The sequence below is a fragment of the Qipengyuania sp. ABI-127-1 genome, from assembly GCA_022953095.1.
In the GTDB taxonomy this organism is placed as follows: domain Bacteria; phylum Pseudomonadota; class Alphaproteobacteria; order Sphingomonadales; family Sphingomonadaceae; genus Qipengyuania.
This window is the reverse complement of the sequence record JALJCR010000002.1, coordinates 431,118-450,612: the sequence shown is the minus strand read 5'-3', so window position 1 is coordinate 450,612 and position 19,495 is coordinate 431,118. Positions and strand designations below refer to the sequence as shown.

Here is a 19,495-nt window from a genome sequence, read left to right as displayed (position 1 = left end):
ACGATGTTGACCAAAAGGTTTCGCATGGTCGCGCTCGCCGGTGTGGGGAGCCTGGCGCTGTCAGGCTGCTTTCTCTCGCCAGGCCAGTTCACGAGCGAACTGGAGCTCATGAAAGACGGTAGCTTTCTCTATCGCTACGATGGGGAAATCCAGATGCTCGCGCTGAGCAAACTGGCAGAGATGGGCAGCAAAACGGACGAACCATTCGAGGCCGCATGCCTCGATGACGATTACGAAACCCGCGAATGCACCGGCGCGGAAATTGCCGAGCAAAAGCGCGAGTGGGATGCAGAGGCCGAAAGCCGCCGTGCCAACAAGAAGCGCAAGGCCGAGCAGATGAAAGCGTTTCTGGGCGGGATCGATCCGTCGGATCCGGACGCCGCGCAGGAGCTTGCCGAGAAGCTGGAACGTCAGCGCGGCTGGAACACTGTGGAGTATAAAGGCGACGGGCTGTTCGAGGTCGATTTCGCGATCTCCGGTCGACTTACACACGACTTCTCGTTTCCGACGATCGAACGCTTCGCCATGGCGAATACCTTCGTCAGCGTCATTTTGCGCGACCAAAGGCAAGTGCGGATCGATGCGCCGGGCTTTGCCGCGCAAGGCAGCGGCAATCCGATGCAGGGGATGGTAGCCGGCATGGCCGGACTAGCCGACCTGTCCCCGAAAGACGGGGAAACTCCTCCCCGGATCGTAGTCGCCGAGGGCCAGTTTTCGATCGTCACCGATGGACGTATTTTGGCGAACAATACCGACGGCGGTCCCAGCCATCATCCCGGCGGTCAGGTCCTGACGTGGGAAATCACGCCACGCACCGAACAGCCCCCCATGGCCCTAATTTCTTTCGACTAGCGTCAGTCTCGCAATGCCGACGAAAACGCCGCGCTTCCCGATATGGAAAGCGCGGCGAAGTTCGATCCCTAGCGTGGCGCGACGAGGCATGGCGGCGCGCCGGTCAGGAGGTCCGGCTTAATTTACAGCGTCCTTCAGGCCCTTGCCTGCCTTGAACTTCGGCTGGTTCGAGGCCTTGATGGTCATGGGCTCGCCAGTGCGCGGATTGCGGCCGGTCGAGGCCTTGCGCTTTGCAACGGAGAATGTGCCGAAGCCGACCAAGCGCACTTCGTCGCCGCTCGACAAGGCCTTGGTGATTGCATCGAAAACACCTTCGACGGCGCTCGAGGCATCGCTCTTGGAGAGGCCGCTGGAATCGGCAACCGCGCTGATCAGGTCGTTCTTGTTCATCGGTGGAAACCCCCTTGTTCTTATCGTCAGATTGGATTGGCTGAATCGCCTCGGTGAAGGCGGACGAATTGAGAGTTTTTTGGTCGAAGTGTCAAAGGCAAATTCAGTAAAAACCGGCGGTTTTCGGGGCCAGACCGAACAAAAACAGGATGAAGCGCAGGTTCACCATACAATGCTGCACTGCACCGCCGTGAAAAGGGCCTCGGCAACCCCGAAACGAGCTTCACGATTCGCTGCAGCGCAGCATATCCTTTGTTAATGCGCGGTCGGCGATGGCGCCTGGTGCGGATGGTCTGGTTGACTGGCGAGATCGTCCGCCTCGGTCCATTCGATGGGCTCGGGCACATGACACAAGGCTTGCGCCAGCACCTCATCGACGTGAGCGACCGGCACAATTTCAAGACCGTCTTTCACATTGCTCGGGATTTCGGCGAGGTCTTTGACATTCTCTTCCGGAATGAGAACCTTCTTGATCCCACCACGTAGGGCAGCCAGCAGCTTCTCTTTCAGGCCGCCGATGGCAAGCACCCGTCCCCGCAAGGTTACCTCGCCGGTCATGGCGACATCCGCCCTCACCGGAATCCCCGAAAGCGTCGAGACGATGGAGGTTACCATTCCCACACCTGCGCTCGGCCCATCCTTGGGCACTGCGCCCTCGGGAAGGTGGATGTGAATATTGCGCCGGTGAAACAGGCTCGGCTTGATACCGTAATGCGGCGCGCGCGCCTTGACGAAGCTGAAGGCGGCGGCAACGGATTCGTTCATCACCTCGCCCAGCTTACCGGTCGTCTTAATCTCGCCCTTGCCGGGGGTCGTCACGCTTTCGATCGTCAGCAGTTCGCCGCCGACCTCGGTCCATGCGAGGCCGGTCACGGCCCCGACCTGCGGCTCTTCCTCGCCCATGCCGTGCTTGAACCTGCGGACACCGGCAAAGTCGCTGAGATTTTCGGGCGTGATCGTGACGCTCTCGACCTCGTTCTCGAGGATCTTGCGCAGAGATTTGCGTGCCAGCCGTGCCAGCTCGCGCTCGAGCGTGCGGACACCCGCCTCGCGCGTGTAGAACCGGATCAGGTCGCGCAGTCCGTCCTCGGTCAGCTCGAACTCGCCCTTCTTGAGGCCGTGTTCCTTGATTTGCTTGGGCAGCAGATGGCGCTTGGCGATTTCGACCTTCTCGTCTTCCGTATACCCTTCCAGGCGGATGATCTCCATCCGGTCCAGCAGGGGCTGCGGCAGATTGAGGCTGTTCGCGGTGGTGACGAACATGACGTCCGACAAGTCCAGGTCGAGTTCGAGATAGTGATCCTGGAACCGGTTGTTCTGCTCCGGATCCAGCACTTCGAGCAGCGCCGAAGCGGGATCGCCACGGAAATCCTGTCCAAGCTTATCGATCTCGTCGAGGAGGAACAGCGGATTGCTCTTACCTGCTTTCTTGAGATTGGTGACGATCTTGCCTGGCAGCGAACCGATATAGGTGCGCCGGTGCCCCCGGATTTCCGCTTCGTCGCGCACACCGCCCAGCGATTGCCGCACGAATTCGCGCCCGGTCGCCTTGGCGATGCTCTTGCCGAGCGAGGTTTTGCCGACGCCCGGCGGCCCCACGAGGCACAGAATCGGCCCCTTCAGCTTGCGCGTGCGCGCCTGAACCGCGAGATATTCGATGATCCGATCCTTGACCTTCTCGAGGCCGTAGTGATCGGCATCGAGCACTTCCTGCGCCTTGCCGATATCCTTTTTGACCTTGCTCTTCTTACCCCATGGCAAGCCGAGCAGAACGTCGAGATAGTTACGGATGACCGTCGCCTCGGCGCTCATCGGTTGCATGCTGCGCAGCTTCTTGAGCTCGGCCTCGGCCTTTTCGCGCGCTTCCTTGCTGAGCTTGGTCTTGGCGATCTTCTCGGTCAGCTCGGCAATTTCGTTGCTGCCGTCATCGTCGCCGCCAAGCTCGTTCTGAATCGCCTTGAGTTGTTCGTTCAGGTAATATTCGCGCTGGGTCTTTTCCATCTGCCGCTTCACGCGGCCCCGAATACGGCGCTCGACCTGCAAGACCGAAAGCTCGCCCTCCATATAGGACATCACCATTTCGAGGCGTTTCAGCGGGTCTTTTTCGACCAACAGCGCCTGCTTGTCGGAAACCTTTGCGCTGATTGCCGCGGCGATCGTATCGGCCAATTCGCCCGCATCGTCGATATCGCTCAACTGTTCGGCAGCTTCCTCGCCCAGTTTCTTGTTGAGTTTGGCATATTCTCCGAATTGTTCGATCACCTGGCGCATCATCGCCACGACTTCGCTGCCCGATGCCGTCATGGCATCGGAAATCGATACCGCAGCCTCGACATAGCCGCCCCGCGGCGTGAGTTCTCCCAGCACGCCCCTTGCGGTTCCCTGCACCAATACGCGCACGGTTCCGTCCGGTAGCTTGAGAAGTTGCAGGACCTGCGCGACTACGCCGACATCGAACAGATCGTCCCGTTCCGGGTCGTCGCAACCAGGGTCTAGCTGGGCGAGCAGGAAGATGTCCTTGCTGCCTTCCATGGCTGCCTCAAGGGCGGCCACCGATTTGTCGCGCCCGACAAACAGGGGGACCACCATGCCTGGAAAGACCACGATGTCGCGCAGAGGAAGGAGGGGAAAGGTCTGTGTCATGTCTCAAATCCGTTGGGGCCGGTCTGGCCGTTGCCGGGAATATGGTGAGCCCTGTCCCACAGCGCAACGCCAGGAATTAGAGTCATGTGGATGACGCGAAATTACAATCCGGACCACACAATTATCATTTATTAACTTTAGTCGGAGGGGCGAGGAAATTTCAATTTCCTTTTGGAGTCAGGATGATGTTCGATTCGATGTTTTGCAGGATCAGCGATCATCGTGTGAATCGTCGCCGAGTTTGGCACGATGGGGTGAACTTTCGCACCAAATGCACACGATGTGATACGCTTCTGATCCGCGATGCCAAGGACGGATGGCGACGTTTCGACGAAGAGCGCGACCTCGCGTTCGAGCGTCAGCCCCACCCGCGCAACGCATAGGGAGCGGATACAGCCGTCAGCATTTCAGACCGGGATGCTGACGGTCACTCCTGTAGATTTCGTAAGGAAAAAATGACCCAATGTGTCGCGCACACGGCGCGGCGCACCCTCCGCATCAGGGCCAAGGTTCATGTCGACGTGCCAAACCGTGAGGCGGGTGCACCCGGCATCGATGTGCGCGGCGCTTCAGAGTCGACGCGGTAGCGGGGCGGAGTGAAGCAGGGGCCGATTTTCGTGGAATTTGCAGCGTCAGCCCCCCACGGCCTTACATGCCGGGAAGCTTGAACCCCGGCGGCAGGCCGACATCCTGCTGGATCTTGGCCATTTCTTCGCCCGATACGCGGTCTGCCCGATCACGCGCATCGTTGAACGCCGCCGTTACGAGATCTTCGACGATCTGCTTCTCTTCGGGCTTCATCAGACTCTCGTCGATCGTCACGCCGAGAATGCGACCACGTGCAGTCGCGCGCACCTTGACAAGGCCGCCCCCGGCCGTGCCCTCGACTTCGATTTCGTCGAGCTTGGCCTGGGCATCGCCCATCTGTTTTTGGATGGTTTCCGCGGCCTTCTGAGCCTGCGCGAGCATCTCTTCCATGTTCATGCTTTTCTACTCCATGGTATTTCGCGGCGCTCGGGGGGTGCGCCGCTGTCTTCGATCAATTCGGCATCGGGAAAGGCATCGAAGGCGGCCTTTACCAGCGGATGCGCACGAGTGGCAGCAGCAGCGGCTTCACGCTCCGCCTGCTGCACCTCGACCAGCGATGGCCGTCCGGCACCGTCGGGCACTTCTTCCACCGTCCAGCGCCTGCCGGTGTGGCGGTGCAGCGTTTCTTTCAGCACGGGAGCGATATCGTCAGAAAACTTGGCATCGCGTCCGTATCGCAACACGCCATCCTCAAGCTCGACCACGCGCACCTGCAAGCGCATGATGCTGGCTTCCTGCATCAGACCGGATGCGTCAATCGCCTCGACAAGGCGCTCCCAGTCGAGTGACGCCCGAGGCGTATCGGCGGGGGCGGTATCCGATCCCGCCGGCGCGGGCACGGGTCCTCCCTCGGCCAGCGCTTCGATTTTCTTCGCGAGCTTGCCGGGGTCGGGCATCTGTCCGGCATGCAGCGTGCGCAACAGCGCCATCCGCAAAGCGACCAGGGGATCGGGCGCTACGCGTACCTCTTCATGCCCTTTCAGCAGCAACTGCCACAGGCGGTGCATCTGCGCCACCGGGACCCGGCTGGCCCAGCCCGCAAGCTGACCGCGTTCGTCGGGACTGACACCCTCGGGCTCGCCCCCAGAAACCTGCGCCACGGTAATGCGGTGGGCCAGGTCCATCTGGGCGCGCATAAGCGCCAGAGGCTCGACGCCCAGCGCATACTGCTCGTCGATCGCGTCGAGAAGCGCCTTGCCCTCGCCCTCCAGGATATGCGCGAAGAGCCTACGCTGTGCCCCCTTGTCCGCAAGGCCGAGCATGTCGCGAACACGCTCCGCGGTGACCCTGCCTTCCGTATCCAGATCGGCATGGGCGATCGCCTGATCGAGGATCGATAGTCCATCGCGAACCGAACCCTCGGCTGCATTGGCCACGATATGCAGCGCTTCGGCATCGGCCTCGACACCTTCCTTGCGACAGATTTCGGCGAAATGGCTTTCGAGCAATTCGACCGGAATGCGCCGCAGATCGAAACGCTGCGTGCGGCTGAGAACCGTGACGGGCAGCTTCTCGACCTCGGTCGTCGCGAACAGAAGTTTCACATGCGCGGGTGGTTCTTCCAGGGTTTTGAGCAATGCGTTGAACGCATTGCGCGAAAGCATGTGAACTTCGTCGATGATATAGATCTTGTAGCGCGCCGAAACCGCAGCATAACGCACCGCCTCGATGATCTCGCGCACATCGTCGACGCCCGTGTGGCTCGCGGCATCCATCTCGATCACATCGATATGGCGGCCTTCCGCAATCGCACGGCATGGCTCGCATTCGCCGCAGGGACTGATTGTCGGACCACCCTGCCCATCCGGACCGATGCAGTTGAGTGCCTTGGCAATCAGGCGTGCCGTCGAAGTCTTGCCCACCCCGCGCACACCGGTCATCAAGAAGGCATGTGCCAGCCGGTCACGGGCGATGGCATTGGCCAGCGTGCGCACCATCGCCTCCTGGCCGATAAGTTCGGCAAAGGTCTGCGGGCGGTATTTGCGAGCGAGCACGCGGTAGGGCTGCGCCGGTGCGGCCTTCGGCGCCTCGCTATCGGCTCGATCAGCGCCTGCGGGTTCGGGAACGGGTTGCGCGCCGGTTCCCGAAGTCGGCGTCACACCGAAAATCGATTCCTGCCCGGCCTCTTCGAGCTCCGCGGCGCTCGGCGCGTCGGCCTCGGTTTGCCATGGCAGGCCATCTGGATTGTCCGGTGAATCACCCATGCCGTTCTAGGTAGGCACTGGCGCGGCAAAAGTCATGCCGTCGCCATTACGAATTGTGGGTGAAAAAGGAGCCGACCGACCCGCCGCAATCCACCTGGGCTGCTTCCTTCCGGACCTGACCCGGTGAGCGAACGCTAACGTCCGACCGACTCCCGAAGCGCCATATGGCGGTATGTTGGCACAGTTTCAAGCTCTCAGTCATTGCGAGCAAAGCGAAGCAATCCAGTCCTGTGCTTACTGGATTGCCGCGCCGCCTTTCGGCTCCTCGCAATGACTAGGAGCTACCGAAAATTATCGGCGTAAGCCTGGAGCTTGAGGCTCTTGGGCGGCGTTGCGTGGACCCGAGCAGCTATGCCGTATTTCTCCGCATAAGCCCTCGCCTCGTCCTTGCTCGGAAAGGTCAGCGAGACTTGCGCCTGCGTATCGCCACTGCCAGTCCACCCCATCAGCGGATCGGCATGGCGCGCTTCGGACTGCTCGAATTCGAGCACCCATTCATCGGTGCGGGCCTTGCCCGACTGCATGGCGTTTTTCGGTCGCTGGTAGATTCTCGCGGTCATGGAACTGCCCTGTAATTCAACCTTCCGAACGTGAAAAGGCGTTCTTCGTCTTCAAACTGGGCTTTTCCGCCCAGGGTTCCTCGGGCCAGCGATGTTTCGGATAGCGCCCCTTCATATCCTTGCGCACATCCGCCCAGCTTCCGCGCCAAAAACCCGGCAAGTCGCGAGTCGACTGGATCGGACGCCCGGCGGGACTGGTGAGCTTCAGCAGAAGCGGCGTGTCGCCGACCATCGGGTGGCGCTCTAGCCCGAACAGCGCCTGTACGCGGACTTCGACGCTGGGGGCATCGTCGCCGGTATAGTCGATACGGTGCGTGGTTCCCGCAGGCGAAGTGAATTCGCGCGGAGCCAGCCGGTCGAGCCGCTGGCGGCTGTCCCAATCGAGTTGACCGAGCAGAGCATCGAGCAGTTTTCCCTTGGACAGGCCAAGATCGCGCTGTCCTTGCAGCAAGGGCGCCAGCCAGATCTCCGCAGTGTCTGTCAGCCCGGTGCCTGTCAGCCCCTCGACACCAGCGAAACGCGCGCGAGCCAGCAACTCGGCGGGAAGCAATTTTGCCGAATTCTCCAGAGCCTTTTCCACAAGCATATCCACAATCGCCTGGGGATCGGGCGCAGGGTCTGGCCCGCGCGCAAGCGTGATCGCGCCGAGCTTTCGTTCGAGCAGCGCCTCGACGCGCTCTCCGGTCCAGCGGAGCACCTGCCTGCGCTCGATCCGATCGGGTAACCATTGCTCGATATCGCTTTCCTCGAGCGCGATGGCCGAGGTAATCCGCGCGCCTTTCGCCTGCCCCTGCGCATCGCCGATAACCAGAAACTCCGCCCGCGCCAGGGACGATGCAGTATCGAGCACGAAACCGCGCCCACCGGCAGCGACCCAGTTCTCTCCCGACTTGTCGCGGCGCTTGGCGATGAACTCCGGTCGCCCTGCCGCGAGCAGTATCCCGGGTGGAGGCGGCGTGGTCGATCGCTGGTTCTCCGCAAGTGCCCGGGCACGTTTCGCCCAGCGCCCGGCCAGCTTCCGACTCGCTTCCGCCCTCGCCCCGCGATCGGCATTCCAGCGAGACAGGCGCGCTTCGAGATCGTCGCCCCGCCCCCCAAGCCCGCGCTCCTGCAGCAACAGGGCGATCCGCGCAGCCTGATCGGCAGCCCCATGCTCGGCACCGAACAGCACGGTCGCCGCTCCCTGCGGGTCGAGCGGGAGTTGCGCGACCTTTCTGCCGCGTTCGGTGATCCGGCCGTCCGCGTCGAGCGCTGCCAAGGCCGATAATGTCTCCCGCGCCGCGCTGACCGATGCGGAGGGCGGTGGATCGAGCCACGCCAGCTCTGCGGGATCAGTGCTCCCCCATTGTGCGAGTGCCAGCACCAGTGGCGCAAGGTCCGAGGTCAGCATTTCGGGTGGATCGTAGCGGGGACGTCCGCCATGGCCGGCTTCTTCCCATAGCCGATAGGCTACGCCCGGCCCTTGACGCGCCGCGCGCCCGGCACGCTGGGCAGCCGCCGCCTGGCTTGCGCGATGCGTGACGAGATGCGTGGTACCCGCCGCCCGATCGAACTCGGCCCGGCGCGATAATCCGGCATCGACCACAACCGATACGCCATCCAGCGTCAGCGACGTTTCGGCGATGGCCGTTGCCAGCACGATCCGGCGCCTTCCCTCAGCATCGCGGCGGATCGCGGCGCGCTGACCGGCCGGGTCGATCTGCCCGTGAAGCGGCAGCACGATTGCAGATGGCAGGCGCGCCTCCACCCGCTCGCGCGTCCGTTCAATTTCGCGCACGCCGGGCAGGAAGGCGAGAATATCGCCCGCCTCCTCGCGCCATGCGGTCGCGATGGCCTGCGCCATGGCATCCTCTACCGGCACTTGCGGCGACGAACCAAGCCATTCCACACGCAGCGGATGTGCCCTGCCTTCGCTTTCGATGATTGGTGCGTCGGCGCCCAACAGTTCGGCGAATCGCGCGCCGTCGATAGTCGCCGACATGACCAGCACGCGCAGATCTTCACGCAGAATGCTGCGGCTCTCAAGCGCGAGCGCTAGGCCGAGGTCGCTGTCGAGATGCCGCTCATGCGCCTCATCGAATAGCACCGCGGAAATACCCGTAAGTTCGGGATCGGCGAGGATCGTGTTCACGAATATCGCCTCGGTCACGACCAGAACGCGCGTTTTTGCGGAGCGCTTGCTGTCGAGCCGGGTAAGGTAGCCAATCGTCTCGCCGGGCTTTTCGCCAAGCATCTGGGCCATCCGTTCGGCAGCGGCACGCGCGGCGACCCTGCGCGGCGATGTCAGGATGATGGTTCCCGTGCACCAGTCTTCGCCCAAGAGCGCGGGGGCGACCGCCGTCGTCTTGCCCGCCCCCGGAGGCGCGACGAGGACTGCTCCGGTCTGCTGGCGCACAACCCCGAGCAGCTCGGGCAGGACGGAATGGATGGGCAGATCGGGCACGCCTGCGGCCCTAAGACGGATCAGTACCCGCGCGCTACCGCAAACAGCGCGGCCTGGGTCATCGCCTGGCGCGCTTTGCAGTCGGGGAAGATCGACAGCGCATCGATTGCCCGCTGCGCAAAATGGCGAGCACGGGCCTTGGTATCGTCTACGGCGTTGTGGCGCTCGATAAGCGCGATGGCGTGATCGAGGTCCTCGTCGCTCGTCTTGAAACCACCGATAGCGGCTTTCCAGAAAGCGCGCTCCTCCTCGCTGCCGCGCGCATAGGCGAGGATCACCGGCAGCGTCATCTTGCCTTCGCGGAAATCGTCGCCACGATCCTTGCCCATGGCGGCAGCGTTGGAATCGTAATCGAGCGCATCGTCGACCAACTGGAAGGCGACGCCGAGATTGCGGCCGTATTCGTCGAGCGCCTGTTCCTGCTCGTCGCTGCATTCGGCTACGACGGCGGCAATCCGGCTGGCTGCGGCGAACAAGGCTGCGGTTTTGGCACGGATGATGTGGAGGTAGCGCTCCTCGCTGGTGTCGATCTTGCGCTGGGCGGTAAGCTGGTCGACCTCACCTTCGGCGATGATCGCGCTGGCCCCCGACAGAATTTTGAGGACCTTGAGGCTGCCATCCTCGGTCATCAGCTCGAAGCTGCGGCTGAACAGGAAATCGCCCACCAGCACGGTGGCGGGATTGCCGTAGATGATATTGGCCGCCGCCTTGCCGCGTCGCAAATCGCTGCCGTCGACGACGTCGTCGTGAAGCAGCGTTGCCGTATGGATGAACTCCACCGCGGCGGCGAGCTTGTGGTGGCGCGCGCCGCTGTACCCCACCAGTTCCGCCCCGGCGAGCGTGAGCATGGGGCGCAATCGCTTGCCGCCCCCCGAAATCAGATGACCCGCCAACGCCGGTATCAGCGGCACCTCGCTCTGCATCCGGTCGAGGATGACCTGATTGACCTGGTTCATCCCATTGGCGGTCAACGCCAGCATGGGTTCGATGGAGCCTTCCGGCTCTTTGCGCTTCAGGGGGATTACGTCGGCAGACATTTCGGCTTGGCCATGGTCTGCCCAAGCTTTCTTGGCAAGCTGGGATTTGGTGTTAGCCTGATCGCATGACCACATCGTCCCAGCCCGATCCGATCCTCGCCCGTTTTCGCAAGAGCATCGACAATATCGATGCCGCGCTCATCCACATGCTGGCCGAGCGCTTCCGGATTACGCAGGCGGTGGGCGAGTATAAGGCCGAGGTCACTCTTCCCCCGGCCGACCCTGCGCGCGAGCAGGAACAGATCGCGCGGCTGCGCAGACTCGCCGAGGAAAGCGAGCTCGACCCCGAGTTCAGCGAGAAATTCCTGCGTTTCATCATCGACGAGGTAATCCGCCACCACGAGCAGGCAGCCGCGCGCTAAAGGGATTCGTCGGAAGCGACTGCACTCGTTCGGCGCCAAGCCGTTTAGTGCGCACTTCTCGGCAATGTCAGCTTGACCAGCAAGCCGCCCAAATCCTCGCTCGTATCCAGCTCGACCGACCCGCCGTAAATCTCGGCCACATCGCGAACGATGGCAAGCCCCAGCCCGGTCCCGGGCTTGCCCGTATCCAGCCGGGCGCCGCGATCGAAGATCCGCGTCCGCTCGTTTTCCGGAATTCCGGTACCGTCATCCTCGATCCAGATTGTGCAGTCTTGCGCTTCGCGATCGGCATCGATGGTGACGAACACACTCCCCCCGCCGTACTTGGCGGCATTCTCGATCAGATTGCCAAGGATTTCGTCGAGATCCTGCCGTTCGATCGAAACCGCAGCCTGTCGATTGCCATCGAGGTCGAAACGGGTGTTCTCGTAAATACGGGTTACGGCGCGCAGCACGCTTTCCGCGCTCGGCCAGACTTCGGCACGCGAATGTCCGGATGCACGCCTGCCAACGGCGCGCGCGCGCGCCAAATGATGCTCGACGTGACGCTGCATTGTCTTGGTTTCCCGGCAAACAAGATCGGACAGTTTCGGATCGCGCGCGGTTGCCGCATTGGTGAGCACTGTCAGCGGAGTTTTGAGCGCATGGGCGAGGTTGCCGGCATGCATTCGCGCTTCTTCAGCCTGCTGTTCGGTATGGGCAAGCAGCGCGTTGATTTCGTCGACCAAGGGTTCGACTTCGAGCGGAAGCGGCTCGGTAATCCGGTTGGCCCCTTCATTGCGCATGGCCTGGATTGCATTACGCACGCGGCGTAGAGGCGAAAGACCATACCAGCTCTGCAGCATCGCCATCGCCAGCAGGCCGATCCCCAGTACGGCAAAGCTCCAGAACAGGATCGATCGAATACGGCTGATCTGAAAGTCGAGTTCACCCCGCGCGGATGCTACCGCGAAGGTCCAGCGCGTATCGCTGTCGGGCAGGATCACCGTACGTTCGACCACGCGCAGGGGTTCTCCCTCAAACTGATCGGAATCGTAGAAATGGGGCTCGTTATCGACATACCCCCCCTCGACCTCCAGACTGCGATCCCACAGGCTGCGGCTCGGAAAGGGCTGGTGCCCTTCCCCCGTGATCTGCCAGTAGACGCCGCTATTGGGTTCGAGGAAACGCTGATCGCCGAGCGAGCGGTAAAGCTGGACGTCGCCGAAACTGTCGATCTCTGCCGAGGTAATCAGCGCCGTCTGCACATATTCGAGCTGCTCGTCGAAATTGTCCTCGACCAGTCGGACCAGGGTGCGATCGAGCGCAAACCCACCCGCAAGCAGCAACACGCCTATCCATAGCGCGGCAATCGCCATCATCCGCCGCGCGAGGCTGCGTTTCGCCTTTGGTGTGACGATGGTCGCCGAATTTTCGGCAGCAGCGCCCGATGGCGGGGCCAGCCCGCCGATCAACCGCCCGCCAGACGCTCCTTCAGGCGCGCGGCTGGTCGGCGGGGTCGTCGAGGCTGTACCCAAGTCCACGGATCGTCGTGATCACTTCCGCACCCAGCTTCTTGCGGATGCGGGTAACGAAAACCTCGATCGTATTCGAATCGCGGTCGAAATCCTGATCGTAAATGTGCTCGATCAGTTCGGTTCGGCTGACCACCTTGCCCTTGTGGTGCATGAGATAGCTCAGCAGCTTGTATTCCTGCGCGGTCAGCTTGACCGGTTCGCCCTTCAGCGTAACGCGGCCCGAGCGCGTATCGAGACGCACGTCGCCTGCGGTAAGCTCGCTCGACGTATTGCCCGATGCCCGGCGGATGAGCGCGCGCAAGCGGGCGATCAGCTCTTCGGTCTGGAAGGGTTTGGCGAGGTAATCGTCGGCGCCCGCGTCGAGGCCGGCCACCTTGTCGCTCCAGCTATCACGGGCGGTAAGCACCAGGACAGGGAATTTCCGCCCTTCCTTGCGCCACATGCCCAGCACCGTCAGCCCGTCGATTTCCGGCAGGCCCAGGTCGAGAATGACCGCATCGTAATCTTCGGTACTGCCGAGAAAGTGACCGTCCTCGCCATCGGTAGACAGGTCCACCGCATAGCCGTTCTGTTCGAGCGTCGACTTGAGTTGCTGGCCGAGCGTGGGCTCGTCCTCGACGATCAGGATACGCATATATGTCCGTCCTCGGATAGTTTGGTCTGCGTTTCGTTCATGTAGATGAACGCGTCAACCTGAACGCAGTTTCGCCGCACCGGTTCAGCGGCTGCGGCGCAGCACCCTGCCGGTGCGCGCATCGACATCGACATACATGACCCGTCCGTCACGCAAGAACTTGAGGCGGTAGGCCATCGCCGTGGAGTCGTAAGCCGGGCCGAGATATTCCGCGCCCCGCATCGTCGGCAGGATGCGCGCTTCGATATCGCGCAACTGCATGATATTGCCCGCACTCATCTCGCGACGCGCCTCGCCCTGTTCGGAACGACGCTGCGCGAAAGCAGGATCGGCCATGATCGGACCCGCGATCAGCCCGAAGGCCAATAAGGAGGTAGCAATGCGTTTCATGATGCCTCCCTGCCTAAGCCTGACGCATTGAACAAGGTGTGAATGTCCACGACGCTCGGCATTCAGCCTATCGGGTCATCTCGTATTTGACCGTGATGGTAACACCAGTGCCGACCTCGCCCGGCTCGATAGGTGTTGCTTGATCTGACGCACCATCGCTTGCCATTTTGACCATTGCTTCGGGGCGCGGGCCGTAACTCTGGAAGCTTTCCGAAATCTCGAGCAGGCGCACACCGGAATAACCCGCCATCCTTGCATAGTCTTCGGCCATGGTGCGCCCGCTCTTGAACGCGCCCCGACGCGCTTCGGCCTTGGCCTCGACATCGTCCTCCAGCATGAAATTGGGGCCATAGATATTGTTCGCGCCCGCGCCGACCAGCGCATCGAGCACCTCTCCCGCGCGCTTCAAATCGCGCAGTTTCACGTTCACCTGATTGTTGACGTTGTAGCCAGCGAAAGTCTGCTCTCCCGTCTCCCGGTTGTAATTGTAATTCGGGTTCAGATTGAAATTCGAAGTCTGGATGTCGCGGCGTTCGATCCCAAGCTCACGCAGTTGCGCGATCAGTTTGTCCATCGCCTGCGCGTTCATTTGCACCGCCGCCTTTGCAGTGGGCGCGCGCGTCGATACCCCCGCGCCTATTTGCGCGACGTCGGGTGCACGGTGAACGATCTCGTTGACCGTCAGCTCGACGACCGGCCCCTGGCTGGCGATCTGCACTTCGGCGGCCTGAACGCCCGGCGCCATGGCGGCGGCGGCAAGAAGGGGGATGGCGAAACGGATCATAAAGGTGCTCCTCACTGGTCGAACCGGTTGTCGGCCTTTCCGCTTTACGGCTTGCTGAACGGATGTGTTCCCGCTTTCCTCCAAACGCACATGCCGCTAGCCCCTGGATCGAAAGAGGGGAAACGGATGAAATTCTGGAAAGTCGTATTCGCATCGCTGGCCGCAATGGGTGCGCAACCGCTCGCCGCGCAGATGGAAGCCGTACCCGACCGCTCGGCGCAGGAAGGCGAAGGCCCCTTCGAGAAACTGCTGATCCGCGGCGCGACCGTGATCGAGGGAACCGGCGCTCCTCCCGCCGGCCCGATCGATATTCTGATCGAAGGCAACCGGATTGCCGCGCTTTACCCTGGTGGCGCGCCCGAGGACCAGGCCCGGGAAGTCCACCGCATTGTCGATGCCAAGGGCATGTATGTCCTGCCCGGCTTCGTCGATACGCACGGACATAATGGCGATCCGGCCAAGGCGCCCCAACCCTCCTATGGCTACAAACTCTGGCTTGCTCATGGTGTCACCACGGTGCGCGGAGTAAGCTTCTATTTCGGTCCCGGAAAACCGGATTTGTCCGATGCCCGCCGCAGCGCCGCCAACACCATCGTTGCCCCGCGCCTGATCCCTTACGCCGTCTTTGGTGACAAATGGTCTGGTGGAAATCCCGACACCCCCGCCAAGGCGCGTGAATGGGTCCGCTGGGCCAAGGCGCAGGGCTATTGGGGCATCAAATTCTTCAATTCGGCCACTCCAGCGGTGCTCGAAGCCGCACTGGATGAGGCGAAGCGACAACAGATGGGCACGGTCGCCCATCTTGCGCAGACCGGCGTGGCGGAAGTGAACGCCCGCAAGGCCGTGGAACTGGGCCTAGGCGGAGTGACCCATTTCTACGGGCACTTCGAAAGTCTGCTGAAGGAGGGTCTTCCCTATTACCCCGAAGACTACAATTATTTCGACGAGCAGTCGCGCTTCGGTTGGGTAGCCCGGCTTGCCCCGCAGGCCGTCGAACCGGGAAGCGACAAATGGGACGACTATGTCGATGCGCTCGTCGAAAGCGGCGTCACGCTGAACCCTACGTTCAATATCTACTCTGCCAGCCGCGATGTCATGGCGGCCAAAAACCGCGATTGGCATGCGAAGTACAGCCTGCCTTCCTTGATGGAATTCTACGCGCCCAGCGCGACCAATCATGGTAGCTATTACAAGGACTGGACCAGCGAGGACGAGACCGCCTGGCGCAATTTCTACGCCAAGTGGCTCAGGCTGACGAAGGATTTCCATGATCGCGGCGGGCGCGTCACGGCGGGATCGGATCCCGGCTATATCTACCAGACCTGGGGCTTCGCCTATATCGGTGAGCTCGAAATGCTGCGCGAGGCGGGGCTTTCCCCGCTCGCGGTGATCCGGGCCGCCACGATCGATGGCGCCCGCGAAATCTACGAACCGCGCGGAACGGAACCACCGATGGGACGGATCGCGGTGGGCCAGCTCGCCGATCTCGTGATCGTGCCGGAAAACCCGCTCGCCAACTTGAAGGTGCTTTACGGCACTGGCCATACGCGCCTCAATTACGAGACCGGTGCGATCGAACAGGTCGGCGGCGTGCGCTGGACGATCAAGGACGGCATCGTCTACGACGCGCCCGCCCTGCTCGCGGACGTTGCTCGCATGGTCGAGCAGCAGCGCGCAGAACGCTAGGCGCTTGCAGCCGGAGCCGCGCGCGCCTACCTCGCGCGGCCTATGGCACAGCCTCCCATTCTCAGCCTCGAAGGCATGGCCCTGCAGCAGGGCGGCAAATGGCTTTTCGGCGGGCCGGATCACGATCCGCTCGACCTCCATATCGGCCCGCGCGACCGGATCGCACTGATCGGCCGCAATGGCGTCGGAAAAACCACATTGTTCCGTATGATCGACGGGGTGATCGAAACCGATTCCGGAACACGCAAAACCAAGCCCGCGATGCGCATCGTGTTGCTCGAACAGGACCCGGACCTGACCGGCCATGCCACGCTGATGGACTGGGCGCTGGCGGGCGAACACGCGCCGCAGGAACACGAAGTCGAGGCGATCGCCGGGCAGCTCGGCATCGATATGAGCCGCGAAACCAAGGGCGCGAGCGGCGGCGAGAAGCGCCGCGCCGCGATCGCCCGCGCGCTGGCGCAGGACCCGGACCTGCTGCTGATGGACGAGCCGACCAACCACCTCGACCTCGGCGCGATCGACTGGCTGGAAAGCTGGCTCGAGCGCTATCGCGGCGCCTTCCTCGTCATCAGCCACGACCGCACCTTCTTGAAGCGCCTCACCCGCACCACGCTGTGGCTCGATCGCGGGAACCTGCGGCGCAAGGAAGTGGGCTTCGGCGGCTACGAGGCTTGGGAAGAGCAGGTCTATGCCGAGGAAGCACGCGCGGCGGAGAAACTCGACGCGAAGCTCAAGCTCGAAGCGCACTGGCTCGAGCGCGGCGTGACCGCGCGGCGCAAGCGGAATCAGGGACGGCTCGAAAAGCTCTGGCAAATGCGCGCCCAGCGGGCATCGATGATCTCTGCCGGCGGCACCGCCAAGCTCAAGCTGGCGACCGAGGAAGACTTCAAGTCCAAGTCGGTGATCGTCGCGCAGGACATTACCAAGAGCTATGGCGACCGTACGATCATCAAGCCATTCAGCCTACGTATTCAGCGCGGCGACCGGATCGGCATTGTCGGCGCGAACGGTGCGGGCAAGACGACGCTGCTCAAGATGCTCACCGGCGAACTGGCACCAGACAGCGGCACGGTGGAAATCGCCAAGACGCTGACGGGCGTGATGATCGACCAGCAACGCCAGCTTCTGACGGCGGACAAGACCGTGCGACAAGTGCTCGCCGAAGGCGGCGACTGGATCGACGTACGCGGCAATCGCAAGCATGTGCAGGCTTACCTCAAGGACTTCCTGTTCGACCCAAAGATCGTCGATATGAAGGTCGCGGTGCTGTCAGGCGGCGAACGCTCGCGATTGCTGCTCGCCCGCGAGTTCGCCAAGGCTTCGAACCTCCTCGTGCTCGACGAGCCGACCAACGATCTCGACCTCGAGACGCTCGACCTCCTGCAAGAGGTCATCGCCGATTACGAGGGCACCGTGCTGATCGTCAGCCACGACCGCGACTTCCTCGACCGCACCGTGACCATCACGCTCGGCCTCGACGGCACGGGTAAGGTCGATGTGGTCGCGGGTGGTTACGAGGACTGGGAACGCAAGCGCCGCCAGCCCGTCGCAACCAAGGCGAAGGCAACCAAGCAGACCAACAGGCCCGCGCCACCTCCACCCCCGGCACCCAAGTCCAGCAAGCTCTCCTACAAGGACCAGCGCGATTACGAGCTGCTGCCCGCACGGATAGAGGAACTCGAAGTGGCGATCGCAAAGGGCGAGGCGATCCTCTCCGATCCCGATCTCTACAGCGCCGACCCGCAGAAATTCGCCAATATCTCCAAGGGCCTGGAGAACGCGCGCGCCGAGAAAGATGCGGCCGAGGAGCGCTGGCTGAAGCTCGCCGAGCAAGTGGAAGCATGACTCTGCAGGCCGAGATTGCGGCCTGCCGGACCTGCGCCAAGTATCTACCGCATGGCGTGCGACCGGTAGCGAGTTTCTCATCCACCGCACGGCTGCTCATCATCGGCCAGGCTCCGGGATCGAAGGTCCATGAAAGCGGTATTCCATGGGATGATGCCAGCGGCGATCGCCTCCGCGAATGGACCGGACTTACCAGGGAGCAGATGTACGATCCGGCTCGTGTCGCGCTGGTGCCGATGGGCTTCTGCTATCCCGGTAAAGCGAGCGGCGGCGACAAGCCGCCCCGCCCCGAATGCGCGCCGCAATGGCATGGCCGCGTGTTGGAGCAACTGCCCGAAGAACGGCTGACGCTGCTCGTCGGCACTTATGCGCAGGCACACTACTTACCGAAAGCCCGCCAGCTTTCTATGACCGATCGTGTGCGCAGCTTTCGCGATCATTTGCCGCGCTTTCTCCCCCTGCCCCATCCAGCCTGGCGCTCCGTCATCTGGATGCGAAAGCACCCGTGGTTTGCGGACGAGGTCTTGCCCGAGCTACGGCGACGCGTTTCCGACAGCCTCGATTAGTCGGCGCCGACTCGGACCATGTGTGATACTCTCGCTCGCGGACGGGCACCGAAAGGAATGCGAGATGGCAATCGACCAGATAGCGAGAGATTTCACCCAGGCCGTCGCGGAAGAACGAGCCGACGATTACCAGGCCTATTGGGCCGATGATATCGTCAGCCTCGAACCCAATGACGGCCCCATGTCACGCGTCGAGGGACGCGAGCAATTGTTGCAGAAGCATGCCTGGTGGAACGAGAATGCCGAAGTCCATTCGAGCAACACCGATGGCCCCTATGTCTTCGGCGACCAGTTCGCGGTAAATTACGAGATGGACGTGACCATCGACGGCGAACGCAGCCAGATGAAGGAAGTCGGTCTCTACACCGTGAAGGACGGCAAGATCGCCGAGGAACGCTTCATGTACGGGCAGCAATAGGCTGGATGTCTGGAAGAGGGCTGGTCGAAAGCGTTTCCGCCGATATGGACCACTGTCCTGGGGTGAAGAGACCGCCTCACCGGATGCGATAGAATTCAGCGACCCGGTCGAGCGCCAGCCCGAGCACCAGCTTGCCGCTGCGAGCAGGCCATTCCAGCGCCTTTTCGGCCGCCGGAAGCCCCTCGCCCGCGCAGGCGACGCGCCACAGAACATCGCGCAAACCCGGCCCCGCCGCCGCCATCGCACCGTCAAAGCGATCCTTCGCCGCGATCTGGCGCTCCGATTCGGTAAGGCCATGGCCGCCCGAGCCCCCATCCACGCGAACCGGATCCCAGCGCATGGTCACCGATGGCGCGAGCTGCGCATGCTCGTAATCGGCGCGCACCCGCTCGCCAGCGTCCAGTTGGCGATCGGTCAGATGACCACGCGCATGTAACCATGTGAGCGGGTTTTCGCCTAGATTGACGGAAACGCTACGCTGCCGCGCACGCCGTGCATCTCTGCGGCGGGGGCCTTCGGGGGTGAGTTCACGTTCGACAAGCTGGCGGGGCATTGGGATCTCCTTGTGGCGAG

18 protein-coding genes and 1 other RNA gene are annotated in these 19,495 nt (G+C 62.5%); 6 read left to right on the top strand and 13 right to left on the bottom strand.

The window, feature by feature from the left end:
- Positions 1 to 3 precede the first annotated feature (3 nt).
- The gene (locus MUY37_RS11665; RefSeq protein WP_499195527.1) at positions 4 to 852 is read left to right on the top strand and encodes a hypothetical protein; all 849 of its coding nucleotides are present in this window, start codon (positions 4 to 6) and stop codon (positions 850 to 852) included.
- Between the two features lie 117 nt (positions 853 to 969).
- On the opposite strand, the gene MUY37_RS11660 is transcribed toward MUY37_RS11665, so the two are convergent.
- The 8 genes from MUY37_RS11660 to MUY37_RS11625 all read right to left on the bottom strand — a co-directional run bounded on the left by MUY37_RS11660 (position 970) and on the right by MUY37_RS11625 (position 10,717).
- On the bottom strand, positions 970 to 1,266 hold the full coding sequence (locus MUY37_RS11660; protein ID WP_499195723.1) for an HU family DNA-binding protein: 297 nt from the start codon (positions 1,264 to 1,266) through the stop codon (positions 970 to 972).
- A 231-nt stretch (positions 1,267 to 1,497) separates the two neighbouring features.
- On the bottom strand, positions 1,498 to 3,885 hold the full coding sequence (gene lon / locus MUY37_RS11655) for an endopeptidase La (protein WP_499195526.1): 2,388 nt from the start codon (positions 3,883 to 3,885) through the stop codon (positions 1,498 to 1,500).
- Between the two features lie 648 nt (positions 3,886 to 4,533).
- Entirely contained in the window at positions 4,534 to 4,863 is a 330-nt protein-coding gene (locus tag MUY37_RS11650; protein WP_499195525.1) for a YbaB/EbfC family nucleoid-associated protein, read from the bottom strand.
- Between the two features lie 2 nt (positions 4,864 to 4,865).
- Entirely contained in the window at positions 4,866 to 6,677 is a 1,812-nt protein-coding gene (locus tag MUY37_RS11645) for a DNA polymerase III subunit gamma/tau (RefSeq protein WP_499195524.1), read from the bottom strand.
- 61 nt (positions 6,678 to 6,738) lie between these two features.
- Positions 6,739 to 6,833: signal recognition particle sRNA small type (gene ffs / locus MUY37_RS11640), an RNA gene on the bottom strand.
- Between the two features lie 125 nt (positions 6,834 to 6,958).
- Positions 6,959 to 7,237, bottom strand: a complete 279-nt coding sequence (locus tag MUY37_RS11635; protein ID WP_499195523.1) for an ETC complex I subunit — start codon at positions 7,235 to 7,237, stop codon at positions 6,959 to 6,961.
- Positions 7,238 to 7,253: 16 nt separating this feature from the next.
- A complete protein-coding gene (hrpB, locus tag MUY37_RS11630; protein ID WP_499195522.1) occupies positions 7,254 to 9,680 on the bottom strand; it encodes an ATP-dependent helicase HrpB in 2,427 nt (808 codons plus the stop codon).
- Positions 9,681 to 9,700: 20 nt separating this feature from the next.
- Positions 9,701 to 10,717 carry a polyprenyl synthetase family protein gene (locus MUY37_RS11625; RefSeq protein ID WP_499195521.1) on the bottom strand — a complete coding sequence of 339 codons (1,017 nt, stop codon included), beginning with the start codon at positions 10,715 to 10,717 and terminating at the stop codon, positions 9,701 to 9,703.
- Positions 10,718 to 10,782: 65 nt separating this feature from the next.
- Between MUY37_RS11625 and MUY37_RS11620 the strand changes: the two genes are divergently transcribed.
- On the top strand, positions 10,783 to 11,079 hold the full coding sequence (locus tag MUY37_RS11620; protein WP_499195520.1) for a chorismate mutase: 297 nt from the start codon (positions 10,783 to 10,785) through the stop codon (positions 11,077 to 11,079).
- Positions 11,080 to 11,123: 44 nt separating this feature from the next.
- Here MUY37_RS11620 and MUY37_RS11615 read toward each other — a convergent pair whose 3' ends face one another.
- From MUY37_RS11615 to MUY37_RS11600, 4 genes are all read right to left on the bottom strand, one after another.
- Positions 11,124 to 12,602 (bottom strand): sensor histidine kinase, encoded by a 1,479-nt coding sequence (locus MUY37_RS11615; protein WP_499195519.1) that lies wholly within the window; start codon positions 12,600 to 12,602, stop codon positions 11,124 to 11,126.
- A complete protein-coding gene (locus MUY37_RS11610) occupies positions 12,553 to 13,230 on the bottom strand; it encodes a response regulator transcription factor (protein ID WP_115416396.1) in 678 nt (225 codons plus the stop codon). The genes MUY37_RS11615 and MUY37_RS11610 overlap by 50 nt, the downstream gene beginning before the upstream one ends.
- 84 nt (positions 13,231 to 13,314) lie before the next feature.
- Positions 13,315 to 13,620 (bottom strand): PepSY domain-containing protein, encoded by a 306-nt coding sequence (locus tag MUY37_RS11605; RefSeq protein ID WP_499195518.1) that lies wholly within the window; start codon positions 13,618 to 13,620, stop codon positions 13,315 to 13,317.
- Positions 13,621 to 13,687: 67 nt separating this feature from the next.
- Entirely contained in the window at positions 13,688 to 14,404 is a 717-nt protein-coding gene (locus MUY37_RS11600; RefSeq protein ID WP_499195517.1) for an SIMPL domain-containing protein, read from the bottom strand.
- A 126-nt stretch (positions 14,405 to 14,530) separates the two neighbouring features.
- Here MUY37_RS11600 and MUY37_RS11595 point away from each other — a divergent pair, with 126 nt between their 5' ends.
- The 4 genes from MUY37_RS11595 (at position 14,531) to MUY37_RS11580 (ending at position 18,922) form a co-directional block, all read left to right on the top strand.
- On the top strand, positions 14,531 to 16,090 hold the full coding sequence (locus MUY37_RS11595; protein ID WP_499195516.1) for an amidohydrolase family protein: 1,560 nt from the start codon (positions 14,531 to 14,533) through the stop codon (positions 16,088 to 16,090).
- Between the two features lie 42 nt (positions 16,091 to 16,132).
- The gene (locus MUY37_RS11590) at positions 16,133 to 17,938 is read left to right on the top strand and encodes an ABC-F family ATP-binding cassette domain-containing protein (RefSeq protein ID WP_499195515.1); all 1,806 of its coding nucleotides are present in this window, start codon (positions 16,133 to 16,135) and stop codon (positions 17,936 to 17,938) included.
- Positions 17,935 to 18,504 (top strand): uracil-DNA glycosylase family protein, encoded by a 570-nt coding sequence (locus MUY37_RS11585; protein WP_499195514.1) that lies wholly within the window; start codon positions 17,935 to 17,937, stop codon positions 18,502 to 18,504. Before MUY37_RS11590 ends, MUY37_RS11585 begins: the two co-directional genes overlap by 4 nt.
- A 64-nt stretch (positions 18,505 to 18,568) precedes the next feature.
- On the top strand, positions 18,569 to 18,922 hold the full coding sequence (locus tag MUY37_RS11580) for a SnoaL-like domain-containing protein (RefSeq protein ID WP_499195513.1): 354 nt from the start codon (positions 18,569 to 18,571) through the stop codon (positions 18,920 to 18,922).
- 76 nt (positions 18,923 to 18,998) lie between these two features.
- Here MUY37_RS11580 and MUY37_RS11575 read toward each other — a convergent pair whose 3' ends face one another.
- The gene (locus MUY37_RS11575; protein WP_499195512.1) at positions 18,999 to 19,475 is read right to left on the bottom strand and encodes a DUF6456 domain-containing protein; all 477 of its coding nucleotides are present in this window, start codon (positions 19,473 to 19,475) and stop codon (positions 18,999 to 19,001) included.
- Between the last annotated feature and the right edge of the window lie 20 nt (positions 19,476 to 19,495).